At 35.2% G+C, this 13,582-nt stretch carries 12 protein-coding genes; 9 read left to right on the top strand and 3 right to left on the bottom strand.

What is annotated here, in order from left to right; all coding sequences use genetic code 11:
• Positions 1-62 precede the first annotated feature (62 nt).
• From scpC to RTP99_RS02780, 4 genes are all read left to right on the top strand, one after another.
• Positions 63-1,577, top strand: coding sequence for a succinyl-CoA:acetate CoA-transferase ScpC (scpC, locus tag RTP99_RS02765; RefSeq protein WP_000429779.1), 1,515 nt, complete (start codon positions 63-65; stop codon positions 1,575-1,577).
• 212 nt (positions 1,578-1,789) lie between these two features.
• A complete protein-coding gene (locus tag RTP99_RS02770) occupies positions 1,790-2,233 on the top strand; it encodes a GNAT family N-acetyltransferase (RefSeq protein WP_000701906.1) in 444 nt (147 codons plus the stop codon).
• Between the two features lie 27 nt (positions 2,234-2,260).
• Positions 2,261-2,620 carry a YunG family protein gene (locus RTP99_RS02775; RefSeq protein WP_000342915.1) on the top strand — a complete coding sequence of 120 codons (360 nt, stop codon included), beginning with the start codon at positions 2,261-2,263 and terminating at the stop codon, positions 2,618-2,620.
• Positions 2,621-2,673: 53 nt separating this feature from the next.
• The gene (locus RTP99_RS02780) at positions 2,674-3,999 is read left to right on the top strand and encodes a bifunctional S-methyl-5'-thioadenosine deaminase/S-adenosylhomocysteine deaminase (protein ID WP_113938121.1); all 1,326 of its coding nucleotides are present in this window, start codon (positions 2,674-2,676) and stop codon (positions 3,997-3,999) included.
• 153 nt (positions 4,000-4,152) lie between these two features.
• Here the strand turns inward: RTP99_RS02780 and RTP99_RS02785 are convergent, their stop codons facing one another.
• Positions 4,153-5,535, bottom strand: coding sequence for an alpha/beta hydrolase family protein (locus RTP99_RS02785; RefSeq protein ID WP_001035253.1), 1,383 nt, complete (start codon positions 5,533-5,535; stop codon positions 4,153-4,155).
• A gap of 586 nt (positions 5,536-6,121) precedes the next feature.
• Here RTP99_RS02785 and RTP99_RS02790 point away from each other — a divergent pair.
• Complete coding sequence (locus RTP99_RS02790) at positions 6,122-7,750, top strand: peptide ABC transporter substrate-binding protein (protein ID WP_000823508.1); 1,629 nt, start codon at positions 6,122-6,124, stop codon at positions 7,748-7,750.
• A gap of 51 nt (positions 7,751-7,801) precedes the next feature.
• Here RTP99_RS02790 and RTP99_RS02795 read toward each other — a convergent pair whose 3' ends face one another.
• Positions 7,802-8,332, bottom strand: a complete 531-nt coding sequence (locus RTP99_RS02795; RefSeq protein WP_000483966.1) for a GNAT family N-acetyltransferase — start codon at positions 8,330-8,332, stop codon at positions 7,802-7,804.
• Positions 8,333-8,474: 142 nt separating this feature from the next.
• Between RTP99_RS02795 and RTP99_RS02800 the strand changes: the two genes are divergently transcribed.
• The 4 genes from RTP99_RS02800 to RTP99_RS02815 all read left to right on the top strand — a co-directional run bounded on the left by RTP99_RS02800 (position 8,475) and on the right by RTP99_RS02815 (position 12,034).
• Positions 8,475-9,173, top strand: a complete 699-nt coding sequence (locus RTP99_RS02800; protein ID WP_000414533.1) for a response regulator transcription factor — start codon at positions 8,475-8,477, stop codon at positions 9,171-9,173.
• On the top strand, positions 9,163-10,230 hold the full coding sequence (locus RTP99_RS02805; protein ID WP_000695286.1) for a HAMP domain-containing sensor histidine kinase: 1,068 nt from the start codon (positions 9,163-9,165) through the stop codon (positions 10,228-10,230). The genes RTP99_RS02800 and RTP99_RS02805 overlap by 11 nt, the downstream gene beginning before the upstream one ends.
• 82 nt (positions 10,231-10,312) lie before the next feature.
• Positions 10,313-11,173: a M23 family metallopeptidase gene (locus RTP99_RS02810; RefSeq protein WP_000265707.1), complete on the top strand. Its 861-nt coding sequence runs from the start codon at positions 10,313-10,315 to the stop codon at positions 11,171-11,173.
• Between the two features lie 12 nt (positions 11,174-11,185).
• Positions 11,186-12,034, top strand: coding sequence for an alpha/beta fold hydrolase (locus RTP99_RS02815; protein ID WP_000263703.1), 849 nt, complete (start codon positions 11,186-11,188; stop codon positions 12,032-12,034).
• A gap of 68 nt (positions 12,035-12,102) precedes the next feature.
• On the opposite strand, the gene RTP99_RS02820 is transcribed toward RTP99_RS02815, so the two are convergent.
• Positions 12,103-13,398 carry an Nramp family divalent metal transporter gene (locus RTP99_RS02820; protein WP_001030651.1) on the bottom strand — a complete coding sequence of 432 codons (1,296 nt, stop codon included), beginning with the start codon at positions 13,396-13,398 and terminating at the stop codon, positions 12,103-12,105.
• Positions 13,399-13,582 lie beyond the last annotated feature (184 nt).

Consider the following 13,582-nt stretch of genomic DNA (forward strand, 5'->3'; position numbering starts at 1 on the left):
CCTATTTAGATACTGTTAAAGTGTAAAATAATTATGAATATTCATAGGGAGAGGAATTACATATGGAGAATAATTTGGATAGAATTAGGGATGAACGTCTGAAAGATCGCGTAGTTACACCTGAAGAAGCAGCTTCATGGATTGAAAGTGGAATGACTTTAGGCTTAAGTGGGTTTACACGTGCAGGTGATGTAAAAGCAGTCCCATTTGCGCTTGTAAACCGAGTTAAGAATGATACATCTTTTAAAGTAAATGTTTACACTGGTGCCTCTTTAGGTTCTGATGTAGATAAATTATTTGCGGAAGCAGGAATTTTAGGGAAAAGATTGCCTTTCCAAGCTGATGCGACTATGCGAAAAGGAATTAATAACGGAGATTTTTTATTTGTGGACCAGCACTTATCTCATACAGCAGAGTTACTTCGCGCTGATGTTATGGATGTAGATTTTGCTATTTTGGAAGCGGTTGCAATTACTGAAGATGGCATGATTATTCCGACAACTTCAATAGGAAATTCTTTAGCGTTTTCTTTAAATGCTAAGTCCATTATTATTGAAATGAATATGGCTCAATCCACGCAGTTAGAAGGACTGCATGATTTATATGAACCAGGTAAGCAAGGAGAAAGACTTCCAATTCCGATTGTGAAAACGGATGATCGAATTGGAACGATTGGCATTCCAATCGATGTTGAAAAGGTGAAAGGGATTGTGTTTACGAACCAATTAGACTCACCCTCGACAATTGTTCCTCCGGATGAAGAAACTGTTATTATGGCACAGCATTTAATAGAGTTCCTTCGAAAAGAAGTCGAAGTAGGTCGATTAACAAATCGTTTAGCGCCGCTACAATCAGGAATTGGCTCAGTGGCTAATGCAGTTCTTCATGGAATGTTAGATTCGGAGTTTGAAGATTTAGAAGTGTATTCTGAAGTTTTACAAGATGCGGTCTTTGATCTTATGGATGCTGGAAAAGTCAATTTCGCTTCATGCTGCTCAATCACACTTTCTGAGGAGAAAATGCAAAAAGTATTTTCCAACTTTGAAAAATATCGTGACAAATTAATGATGCGCCCGCAAGAGATTTCTAATCATCCTGAAATCATTCGTCGCCTCGGATTAATCTCGATTAATACTGCTTTAGAATTAGATATATACGGAAATGTGAACTCTACTCACGTTTTAGGCACAAAAATGATGAACGGTATTGGTGGTTCTGGTGATTTTGCGAGAAATGCTCGCCTAGCTATCTTTGTTACGAAATCGATTGCGAAAGGTGGTAACATTTCAAGTATCGTTCCTTTTGTTTCACATGTGGACCATACGGAACACGATGTAGATGTTATCGTCACTGAACAAGGGTATGTTGATCTAAGAGGACTTGCCCCAAGAGAAAGAGTGGAATTAATTATAGAGAATTGCGCACATCCAATGTATCGTGATCAGCTAAGAGCTTATTACGAAGAAGCTAAAACGAGAGGTGGACAAACTCCTCATGTTTTAGAAAAAGCTTTTTCTTGGCATACGAATTATGCTAAAAATGGAACAATGCTTGAAGCGGTAGTAGAAACTGTATAGGTGTATCGTTAGAAATAGTAAAACGAAAGATTGAGTTTGAAAAAAATTTTAGAAGAAGAAAACGCCAACTTTCAAAGATGGCGTTTTTTTCTTTAAATACATTGTTACAGGCCGTACTGATTATAATAAAGATTTATGAAAATAAGAGGGTTTTTTAATTACTTTTCGAATCATTTTAATAGTTTACATATCGAAGGTGAGGAGAAAGAATCATGAAGATAAGAGAAGCGTTATTAAGTGAAGCAAATGAATTAAGTGAACTCGCACTACAATCAAAAGCGACGTGGGATTATAGTGAAGAATTCATAATTGCCTGTAAGGAAGATTTAACTATTACAGAAGAGTATATAAATAATAATTTTGTATATGTTTTTGAAAACGATAATACGAAGATTGGATTTTTCTCATTTTTACGTAATGATCAAGCTCTCGATTTCCTGTACATTCATCCTCGTTATAAAGGGAAAGGCTATGGGAAAATACTTTGGAAGTATGTAATAGAAAAAGCAAATGAACTAGGCTTAAAAAGTTTTACGATTGATAGTGATCCGAATGCAAAAGGATATTACTTGAAAATGGGCGCACAGTTAATCGGAGAGACACCATCAACGGTCTTTAAGAATCGTTTACTGCCTCTTTTAAAATATGATGTGTAAAACTATTAATAGTAGGGGAAGATTAGAGTGGATGATGTAAAGGAAAAAAGAATATATGAAGCACTAATAAGATCGTGGTCGATTGAAACAAGTTCAAAGTGGACGACTGAGAATCCAGCAAAGGGACAGTGTGGTGTTACAGCTCTAGTCGTTCAAGACATATACGGAGGAGAGATTAAAAAGACAAAAGTAAGAGAGGCGTGGCACTTTTATAATTTTATAGATGGACAGAGGTTTGATTTTACAGCGGCTCAATTTAATGAAAAACTGAATTATATGGATATAGAATCAAATCGAGAAGAAGCATTTGCAGATACAAATGAAAAACAATATAGCATGTTGAAGAAAAAGATAACGAAAGAATTGAAATTATCTTTTGACTCTTAATCTTTAATAAGTTACTATAATGGTGGTAACTTATTAAAGGGAACTTCATAGAGTTGAAAGGGGAAATACTTTTGAAAACAACTTATGTAAACGCTACAATCGTAACGATGAATGAACAAAATGAAGTGATAGAAAATGGATATATCATTGTAGAAAATGATCAAATTATAGATGTGAAGAGCGGAGAATTCGCTAATGATTTTGAAGTAGATGAAGTAATTGACATGAAAGGAAAGTGGGTTTTACCAGGGCTTGTAAATACACATACACACGTTGTAATGAGTCTCTTAAGAGGTATTGGTGATGATATGTTATTACAGCCGTGGCTTGAGACGAGAATTTGGCCACTTGAAAGTCAGTTTACTCCAGAGCTTGCGGTCGCTAGTACGGAATTAGGATTACTTGAAATGGTGAAAAGTGGTACAACATCATTCTCTGATATGTTTAATCCAATTGGAGTAGATCAAGATGCAATTATGGAAACGGTATCAAGGAGCGGGATGCGAGCTGCTGTTTCAAGAACTTTATTTAGCTTCGGAACGAAAGATGATGAAAAAAAAGCCATTGAAGAAGCTGAAAAATATGTGAAGCGTTACTATAACGAAAGTGGTATGTTAACTACGATGGTTGCACCGCATAGTCCATATACATGCAGTACAGAACTGTTAGAAGAGTGCGCTCGTATTGCAGTAGAAAATCAAACGATGGTTCATATACATCTTTCGGAAACAGAGCGTGAAGTACGTGATATTGAAGCACAGTACGGAAAACGTCCAGTAGAATATGCAGCAAGTTGCGGATTGTTTAAACGCCCAACAGTTATTGCACACGGTGTAGTATTAAATGAAAATGAGCGTGCATTTTTAGCAGAACATGATGTTCGAGTAGCACATAACCCGAATAGTAATTTAAAACTAGGTTCTGGTATAGCGAATGTAAAAGCGATGCTAGAAGCAGGAATGAAAGTAGGAATTGCAACAGATAGTGTGGCATCAAACAACAATTTAGATATGTTTGAAGAAATGCGTATAGCGACTTTACTACAAAAAGGTATTCATCAAGATGCAACAGCGTTACCGGTTGAAACAGCTCTTACACTTGCAACTAAAGGAGCGGCTGAAGTAATCGGCATGAAACAAACAGGATCACTTGAGGTTGGAAAGTGCGCTGATTTCATTACAATTGATCCGTCTAATAAGCCTCATTTACAACCAGCGGATGAAGTGTTATCACACCTTGTATATGCTGCTAGTGGAAAAGATATAAGCGATGTAATTATTAACGGAAAACGTGTCGTTTGGAATGGCGAATGTAAAACGTTAGATGAAGAGCGTATTATATTTGAAGCAAGTCGTTATAAACGAGGTTTGCAAAGATAGGTATTTTCAGGCTGTGGAGAAAGACTTCTCCACAGCCTGTTTTTGTGTCTGAACCTTTTTTATTAATAAAACAGAAGAGAATGAGTTAGATAAAATCACTAGTTTCAAAAATCCTTCACGTAATAATGATTATATGAAGGATTTGAATGTTTCTTATTTTTTTGTGTCGTTGACCCATTTAATAATGTCCTGGATAACGTACTCAGGAACATTAGCAGGGATTTCATATTCACTAGGAAGGCTTAATGCCCCATCACCCTCCGTGAAGAAATGATTCAATTTTGGGTATTCATTGAACTGAACATTCTTGCGATTTGAAAGCCCTTCCTGCCATTTTGTATATTCATTTTTTACTGTTACTTGATAATCGCGTGTTCCTTGCAGAATCAGTAAAGGCTCTTTTCGTGATTTTGCTTCTTCAACTGGACGCCACCTAGAAACATCATACATAAAATGGGGTGACCCAAAATTGTAGCCGGCTGGAGGGTGGTCAGGATTGAAAGTAGGATCCTGGATAAAAGCGACTTGTCTTTTTAGTTCATCCATTACTTCCTTTGGGGCCCCGAGGTATTGATTCTGATCAATGGCAATGTCAGTTAATGCCCGTGCAGGTGGTGCGAGTAGGATACTTCCTCTAACAAGTAAGGAAGGTGCTTTGCTTAGTATACGCGGCATTGTGCCAGCTCCTAGACTATGTCCAAGAATGAAAATATTGTTTGGATCAATGCCTTCCTGCTGCGCTGCTGATTTTGCTGCATATATGGCATCATCTGTAGTATCACGGTCTAACGTAACAGGTTCTGCACTCATCTTTAATGCGTGTTCTAAGGTGCGTTTTTCATAGCGCAACACTGCAATTCCGTTGGACGAAAGGCCTACCGCAAGGTCTCGTAAAATTTTTGTTCCCATATATGTACTATCGCGATCGTGGATGCCAGCACCATGAACAAGAACAACTACGGGTACCTTCTCACCAGCTTTATGTTTCGGAACTGTTAATGTGGCTGGTAACGGATAGGTAGAATTTCCAATGACGATTTCACGTTCTTGATAGAAAGCAGGTTGATCATAGCTAGGATGCGGGATAATATAAGATTCCGGAGGCGTCCTTACCCCAACCTCATCTACTTTCCCCCCAGGTGTGAATTTAAGGAGTAACGGTATGGTAGTACCTTGGGTAGTTCCTGAAATTTCCACCGTCTGATGGACTAAGTTTCGTTCTTTTATCACGGGGGTTCCTATGATTTTTATCACGCTCCAACCACTTTGTGTCCACCAGTTTTGTAATGTGTTTGCTGTGAACTTGGATTGAAAAGCAGCAGACGTCAACTGAAGTGCCTCTACATAATTACCTTGCTGGAGATATTCAAAAAATAATGATGTACGCTCCGTTAAAGAGACTCGTTTTTTTTCTACAGATGGTTCCTCACGTGTATCTGCGTGAATAGCTGTTGTAAGCGAAAAAGATGAAATGCCTAAAGAAAAGAGCAGGGTAAAGGAAAGTACTGATTTTTGTATTTTCTTTTTTTTATTCATGTTTTAACCTCCCATATGTGATGGTAAAAAACAGGTATGATAAATTAAGGTTTTGTTGTAAAAACGTCTAAACCATTGATATGTTCATCTAAAACCAACAGTTCTTGTTTTGGCTTAATCGCTCTGGTAACTTCACCCCTCTCTTTCTTCCTTCACTTTATATTTTGACTATACGAAACAAAGTTCTCGTTTTTCTTACTTGATTCTTACAAAATCCTTAAGTGTATAAGATTTGTAAAATATCATTTTCTACTTAACCTGAATTCCCAAAAACAAAGTGGCATTGCTGAATGGAGATACGAAAATATCCTAACCAAACTGTAACCTATACGTCTATTAAGTTAGTTATGGGGCATTTACATGAAACAGAGAAAAGTTAAAATAAAAAAGGAGGTATGCAATAAGAGTTTTTTATAAACACTTGAGCGAACAGCGCAGATTAAACATTCAATATTTAGCTATCCTTTTTAAAAGAGTAGCTTTTTTTGAACGAATAAATATTCAAAAGAATGTCGCATCTTTCTGTTCATATTTCTGCTATAATATATAACGCTTTATAATATTTTATATTTAAGGAGAACGATTCATGAAGCGAAAAAAGAGCCATTTAATGGTAATGGCACTTGTTACATCTTTATTATTAACAGCTTGTAATAATAAAGCGAATAAAAGTGACAGAGAGGCAAAAAAACAAGTATTAAATGTAACAGTATCAGAAGAAATTCCTTCACTTGATACAGCGAAAACGATGGATGGTACGTCAGCGCACGTTATGCAGAACATATTTGAAGGGTTGTATGTATTAGATGATCAAGATCAGCCGATTCCAGCAGTAGCAAAATCGTTTAAAAGAAGTGAAGATGGTAAAAAATATACATTTGATTTGCGTAAAGATGCAAAATGGTCAAATGGAGACAGTGTGACAGCAAATGATTTTCTGTTTGCATGGAAACGTGCAATTAATCCTGAAACAGCGTCTCAATATGCGTATATGCTTTTTTACGTGAAAAATGCAAAAGAGATAAATAAGGGAACAGTGCCTCTTGCTGAACTTGGGGTTAAAGTTATAAATGATTATAAATTGGAAGTGGAACTTGAACAGCCAATCCCGTATTTTTTACAGTTGTTAGCGCTACCTATTTACTTACCACAGCATGAATCATTTTTGAAAGAACAAGGAAAGAATTATGCATTGGAACCTAGTAATCTCATATATAATGGGCCATTTGTATTAGAGAAATGGAAGCATGAACAAGAGTTTCAATTAAAGAAAAATGCTACATATTGGGATGAAAAGAAAGTGAAATTAGACGAGATAAACTTTCAAATTGTAAAGGATACAATGACCGCTGTTAATTTATACGAAGCTGGTAATTTGGACCGGGTGCCTATTAATTCTCAATTTGTAGACAAGTATAAAGGGCATAAGGAGTTACATATGTCGAGCGAACCTGCAATTGCTATGCTACGTTTTAATGAAAAAAATAGTGCGTTAGCAAATAAGAAAGTGCGTCAGGCTATTTCATTCGCGTTAAATAAAGAGGATTTCGTTGCTCATTTTATTAATAACGGAGCAAAACCTGCAACTGGGCTAGTACCAGTTGGGCATATCAATGAAGAAACGGGAAAAGATTTCAGGGAAGAAAACGGAAACCTTTCTTTATATGATGTACAAAGTGCGAAAAAGATTTGGGAAGAAGCGAAAAAAGAGCTTGGAGTAGAACAAGTAAACCTCGAGTTTTTAACGTTTGAACAAGATAACGCAAAACGTATGGCAGAATATATAAAAGGTGATTTAGAAAAGAATTTACAAGGATTAACGATACAAATTAAACAACAGCCATTTAAGCAAAAATTACAGTTAGAACAAACAGGTGATTACGATATAACTATGGCAAATTGGGGACCCGACTATAAAGACCCAATTAGTTATTTAGAACTATTTACGACGGGTAATCAAAATAATAAAATGAATTATTCTAACCGTCACTACGATGAATTAATAAAGAAAGCGAAAAGCGATCTAGTATTAGATCAGAAGAAAAGATGGGAAGCATTGCAAGAGGCCGAGCGTATTCTATTAGGGGATGCTGCGGTCGCACCGCTTTATCAAATGGGCTCAGCTTACGTACAAAATGATTATGTAAAAGGAATTGAAAAGCATCAATTTGGTGGTATTTATACTTATAAGAATGCTTATATTGCTAATGAATAAATACAAAAAACCTTACTTTTTAAAAGTAAGGTTTTTTACACATGAATTTTATTAAACCGATTTTAATAAAGAATAAAAATTCGTATCATATGGAATATCATCTTGATACATATAATTTTTTAGAACGCCTTCTTTTTCAAATCCTAATTTTAATAGCACTTTATTGGAAGCTTCATTTTCAAGAAAGACAATTGCTCCGATCCGTTTTAAATGAAGTGTGTGGAAACCGTATGATATAACTTCAGAAATAGCTTCTGTCGCATATCCCTTTCCCCAGTGTTCAGGGAGAAAGGCATAACTTATATTGGCCCGTTTATGCTCAGAAGACCAATCGTGAAAACCAATTGTTCCAATGAGTTCTTTCTTGTTTTTTAATTCGATTCCCCATTTTATACCACTTCTTGCATTGTAACTCAACTTAAAGTTATGAATGATTTGTTTTACTTGATCAATATCCTGTAATGGCTTTTGCCCATAATAGCGCAGTACGTCAGTATTAGAAAAGCATTGTAGTATACCCGGTGCATCTTCTTCGGTAAGTTCTCTTAAAATGAGTCGATCGGTTTTCAATATAGGAAACATGCTTTCACTCCATTTCTTCTGAAACTAGAATGTGTTGTTATTATATAATGTAATCTGAAAAAAAAGATTATTCAAGAGGGAGGTATGGTTTTGATTTATGATAAAATTGATTGTGGAATATATTTCAAAAAGAGGTTTGTATATGGAGAAAAATTCAATTTTAATTGTAGATGATGATCAAGATATTGTTAGATTTATGAACGTGAATTTAATGCAAGAAGGTTTTAAAGTTTTTAGTGCTCATAATGGAGAAGAGGCTTTAGAAATAATAAATAAAAATAACATTCAACTTGCTATTTTGGATATTATGATGCCACAAATGGATGGGATAGAATTGTGCAGAAGGATTAGAGAGAAACATAGTTTACCAATTATGTTTTTAAGTGCAAAATCATCGGATGTAGATAAAGTAATTGGATTTAGTACTGGGGCAGATGATTATATAGTGAAGCCGTTTAGTACAATTGAATTTATAGCGAGAGTGAAAGCTCAATTAAGAAGGTATACATATTTCAATCAAAATGCTGTCCAAGTAATAAAAAAGAAAATAAACATTAGAGGTTTAGAAATAGATGAAGTGTCTAGAACAGTAATGTTATATGGAGAAACAATCAATCTTACAAAAACGGAATATGATATTTTGTATTTAATGGCAGCTGCAAAGAATCGTGTATTTACTATTGAAGAAATATATGAGAGCGTTTGGAAAGAAAGAGCCTATGAAAGCAATAATACAGTAATGGTTCATATCGCAAGGTTAAGAAATAAAATTGAAGAGGATCCAAAAGAACCGAAGTTTATTCAAAATGTTTGGGGAGTCGGATATAAAATTGAAGATTAAATCATTACAAGGCATTAGAGCTAAGTTTTTTACCGCATTCATATGTAGCATCTTGTTAGCAACTGTAAGTATAATAGTGCTTCAAATTTTAATTGGAAATATATACAGTCATGTTACTGCGTTAGAAGAAAAATATTCATTTTTATATTTTATAGTTTTTTTAATTTTTACTACGACATACTTTGCATGTATGACAAAAACAATGATGAAAAGATTGTCTGAAATTAATAAGAACGTGAAGGAAATAAGTAATGGTAATTTTGAAGTACATATACCTATTTCAAAAAATGACGAGATTGGTGAATTAGCAGCGAATGTTAATAGAATGGCTAAAAGTTTAAAAGAGTCTATTGAGAATGAAAAAAAATCACAGGAAATGAAAAATGAAATGATTAGTAATATTTCGCATGACTTACGAACACCTGTAACATCTTTAATCGGTTATGCGGACTTGTTAGGAAATAAGTTGCATTCAAATGGAGAAGAATGTGAACAGTATGTAAGCATATTAAAGCGAAAAAGTTATGAATTAAAAAATCAAGTAGATGATTTGTTAGAATACTGTCAAATAAATTATAGAGAGATTGAATTACATAAAAGTGTAGTAAATATGAAAGCGTTAATGGAACAAATTATGATTGATTTTGTGCCACAATTAGATGATGCTGATATGAGCTTTTGTATTAAGGGGGATAAAGAGTTACATGTGGAAATGGATGTAGCACTTATGGTGAGGTTATTCGAAAATGTAATTAGTAATAGTATTATGTACGGGAAAGACGGAAAGGAGATTGTAATTCAAGTTTCTAAAAGAGACATGAATGTTGAAATAGAAATTAAAAATTTTGGACAATGTATTCCAGATGAGAACCTTCCTTACGTTTTTGAGAAGTTTTATCGTGGTGAAAAATCACGTAGCTCCCATACAGGTGGAAAAGGAATGGGACTTGCAATTGCGAGAAGTATAGCAGAGCTTCATAAAGGGGATATCACTGTGCGCAGTAACGAGAAAGAAACTGTTTTCACTATCGCTTTACCGCAGCATAAAAAATTGTAAAAAAGTCGTAAGTATTTCTTTTATATGTCGTAATTTTTAATTCGTATCATGTAGAACAAAGATATGAGAGTAGGGATACGACATGTGGAAGAAATATGTATTAGTAATTTTAGTTGCTTTTGTACTTACAAGTTGGAGTATAGTTTATTTAGCTAAAGGTGTTATATCAGTCATTGGGTGGTGGAGTATACAAGCCTTTAGCATAGTATCACTCTTTATTTTAATAGGGGTAACGTTACTAATTGTGTGGAAAGGAATTTTCAGACAACGAATAGATGGAGCGCTACTCTTCATCGTTATTTTCTCTATCATTGGAGCTTGGCCTTTAGGATGGTTTGCGAACATTGGTAGACTTGCTTACCCGGCAGATGTACATTCTACGAGCCCTAAAGTAGTCGTGCGCTTTCCTTTGAATGAACGAGCATTAATTGGCTGGGGTGGTGATCGTTTAGAATCGAACTATCACGTTATCAAACCGAATGAACGATGGGCATATGATATTCTCATTCCACCTGCTGAAGTGAAAAGTAGTAAGTTAGAGGATTACGGAATATATGGAGCGAAAGTAATGGCACCAGCTTCTGGGACGGTTGTATCAATTAATAATAATGAACAAGATTTAGTTCCTGGATCGGATGATTTTCAATCAATGGCGGGTAATCATATTTATTTACGACTAGATGAATCAGGGACATATTTAATTCTTGCCCATTTAAAGCAAGGATCCATTAAAGTTAAAGAAGGACAACATGTAAATGAAGGAGAATTTCTTGCTCAGGTCGGTAACTCAGGAAGTTCAAGTGAGCCACATTTACATATTCATCATCAAAGGCAGGATCCATCCAAGGTAATCATATTTCTTTCGGAAGGATTACCACTTTACTTTCGAACTGAGAAGGGTGTGATAATGCCGGAAAAAGGAGAATATATAAAAAGACATTAGGGGGAAACGCTGATGTGGGAGAAATATTATATCGAAACTGATAGAGGGAAATTTGAGTATTTTCAAAAGGGAGAAGGAAAACCACTTTGTGTAACACATTTATACAGTGAGTTTAATAGTAATGGTAATTTATTTGCTTCTGCATTTACGAATCATTACACAGTGTATCTTATAAATTTAAGAGGATGCGGAAATTCTACACATGACACCACTAAATATAATTTGGGAATGGTAGATGCAGTACGTGATTTAGAAGCGATACGTGAGGCGTTGAATTTTAAAGATTGGACATATGCAGGTCATTCAACAGGTGGAATGCTAGCTTTACAATATGCGATAATGTGTCCAGAGAGGCTTGTAAAAATTATAGCTGGCGGATTATGTGCATCAGCTGAGTATATGAATCACAAAAATAGTATTTATTGTAGAGATAATAATCAAAATGCTCGTTTAAGAGAAATATTTGCAGTGCTCAGGGACGTAGCTTCTACAATTGATGAGAGGCGTGCCGTAAATAAAGAGTGGACAATGATGTCTTTATATAATGAATCAGCGTATGATGAAATGATTGCTAGACCGAACAGCGGTAAAACAGTATCAAAGCGCCTTGATTATTTTTCTTATAAGGAGTTACCTACATTTGATTTACGTTTACAATTAGAGAATGTAAATATACCAGCCCATATTTACGCTGGAATTTATGATGCACAGTGTCCGCATGAATTTGCAGTGGAAGTAGCGGAGCTTATGCCAAATGCGATAATGTCGACATTTGAATACAGTAATCATTTTCCATTTATTGAGGAGGAAGAAGAGTTTATAAAATTTGTTGAAAGCACGGTCTGTCATGTAAATGGATGATGAAAATCTATAATTTAAAAAGAAGAAGGCTGTCTTCAACACAAATTTGAGACAGCCTTCTTCTTTCATTATCCTACAAACGTTTGATACAGTAAGAAAATATTTAAAATGATAACAAGTATAGCAATGATCCAAGCGATCAAGGTTGTTATACGGTGGTTAACGAGCGCACCCATAATTTTTTTATTACTTGTAAACATAATAAGTGGTACTAATGCAAAGGCAATACCGAATGATAAGACAACTTGACTCATGACTAGAGCGTAAGTTGGATTTACGCCTAAAGCGATAATCACTAGTGGTGGAATCATTGTAATAAATCGGCGTAAGTATAACGGAATATGCATTCGAATGAAACCTTGCATAATAATATCACCTGACATTGTACCGACAGAAGAGCTTGATAGTCCTGCTGATAAGAGACCAATTCCAAATAAAGCAGCTGATACAGGGCCCACTAAAGTACTGAACTGGTTAAAAGCAACATCAAGATCTTCGACATGCAAGCCGTTTTTAAAGAATAGTGCAGCAGCAACAATTAACATACTTGCATTAATTGCTCCAGCGATAACCATTGCAATAATGATATCAATAAACTCGAAGCGGAAAATCTTTTTCTTTTGTTCATCATTTGTTCCGACTACGCGGCGTTGCGTTAAGGCGGAATGTAAATAGATTGCGTGCGGCATAACTGTCGCCCCTAAAATTCCGGCTGCAAGTAATATACTGTCTACACCTTGGAATTTTGGAATAAATAGTCCTGAAAGCAAAGGGCTTAATTCCGGTTTTGCATAAAAGACTTGTACACCGAAAGCGATAACAACGATAAAAATCATTCCTGTTATAATAGCTTCTAATGGACGGAAGCCTCTGCGTTGAAATTCAAGAATAATAAATGATCCAGCAGCTGTAATTAAAGCAGCTGGTAACATTGGAATTCCAAATAATAAATACAATCCGAGTGCTGCCCCGATAAATTCAGCTAAATCAGTAGCCATAATAACGAGTTCACCTTGTATCCATAAGCCGATGGAAACAGGTTTTGGGAAGTTTTCTCGAGCAATTTCAGGAAGGTTTCTACCTGTAGCGATTCCTAATTTAGCTGATAAAGTTTGGATTAATACAGCCATTAAATTAGAAGCGAGAATTACCCAGAGTAATAAATATCCATATTGTGATCCAGCGGCAATATTTGTCGCGAAATTGCCAGGGTCAATATAAGCGACTGAAGCGATGAAAGCGGGACCTAAGAATGGTAATAGTCTTTTTAAGCCTTTCGTTTGTCCGCTTAATGCTAAATGCGCTGATTGAACAGTTGTACTTTGAGAAGGGACATGTTCATCTTTTGATATATCTTTATTCATAGTAGTTTTCCCCTTTGGTATGTTAACTTGATGAAATTATTGTAAGTATTCTTATTCTTTATTTCAATACATTTAAATGTACTAGGTTATATTTTTTATTTGAACATAAATGTTTCCTTAGTGCAAATTATATGCCTTAATACAATGAATGGTGTGGTGTTATTAAAAATTGGGAGTTTATGGT

This window comes from Bacillus sp. (in: firmicutes), from assembly GCF_031983925.1.
Lineage (GTDB): Bacteria > Bacillota > Bacilli > Bacillales > Bacillaceae_G > Bacillus_A > Bacillus_A pacificus.

What these genes read in the sequence shown, in the direction of transcription:
- RTP99_RS02815 (WP_000263703.1), top strand. Translation starts at nt 11,186, where the DNA reads ATGTGGGAGAAATATTATATCGAAACTGATAGAGGGAAATTTGAGTAT.
- RTP99_RS02800 (WP_000414533.1), top strand. Translation starts at nt 8,475, where the DNA reads ATGGAGAAAAATTCAATTTTAATTGTAGATGATGATCAAGATATTGTT.
- scpC (WP_000429779.1), top strand. Translation starts at nt 63, where the DNA reads ATGGAGAATAATTTGGATAGAATTAGGGATGAACGTCTGAAAGATCGC.
- RTP99_RS02820 (WP_001030651.1), bottom strand. Translation starts at nt 13,398, where the DNA reads ATGAATAAAGATATATCAAAAGATGAACATGTCCCTTCTCAAAGTACA.
- RTP99_RS02790 (WP_000823508.1), top strand. Translation starts at nt 6,122, where the DNA reads ATGAAGCGAAAAAAGAGCCATTTAATGGTAATGGCACTTGTTACATCT.
- RTP99_RS02785 (WP_001035253.1), bottom strand. Translation starts at nt 5,535, where the DNA reads ATGAATAAAAAAAAGAAAATACAAAAATCAGTACTTTCCTTTACCCTG.
- RTP99_RS02795 (WP_000483966.1), bottom strand. Translation starts at nt 8,332, where the DNA reads ATGTTTCCTATATTGAAAACCGATCGACTCATTTTAAGAGAACTTACC.
- RTP99_RS02770 (WP_000701906.1), top strand. Translation starts at nt 1,790, where the DNA reads ATGAAGATAAGAGAAGCGTTATTAAGTGAAGCAAATGAATTAAGTGAA.
- RTP99_RS02810 (WP_000265707.1), top strand. Translation starts at nt 10,313, where the DNA reads ATGTGGAAGAAATATGTATTAGTAATTTTAGTTGCTTTTGTACTTACA.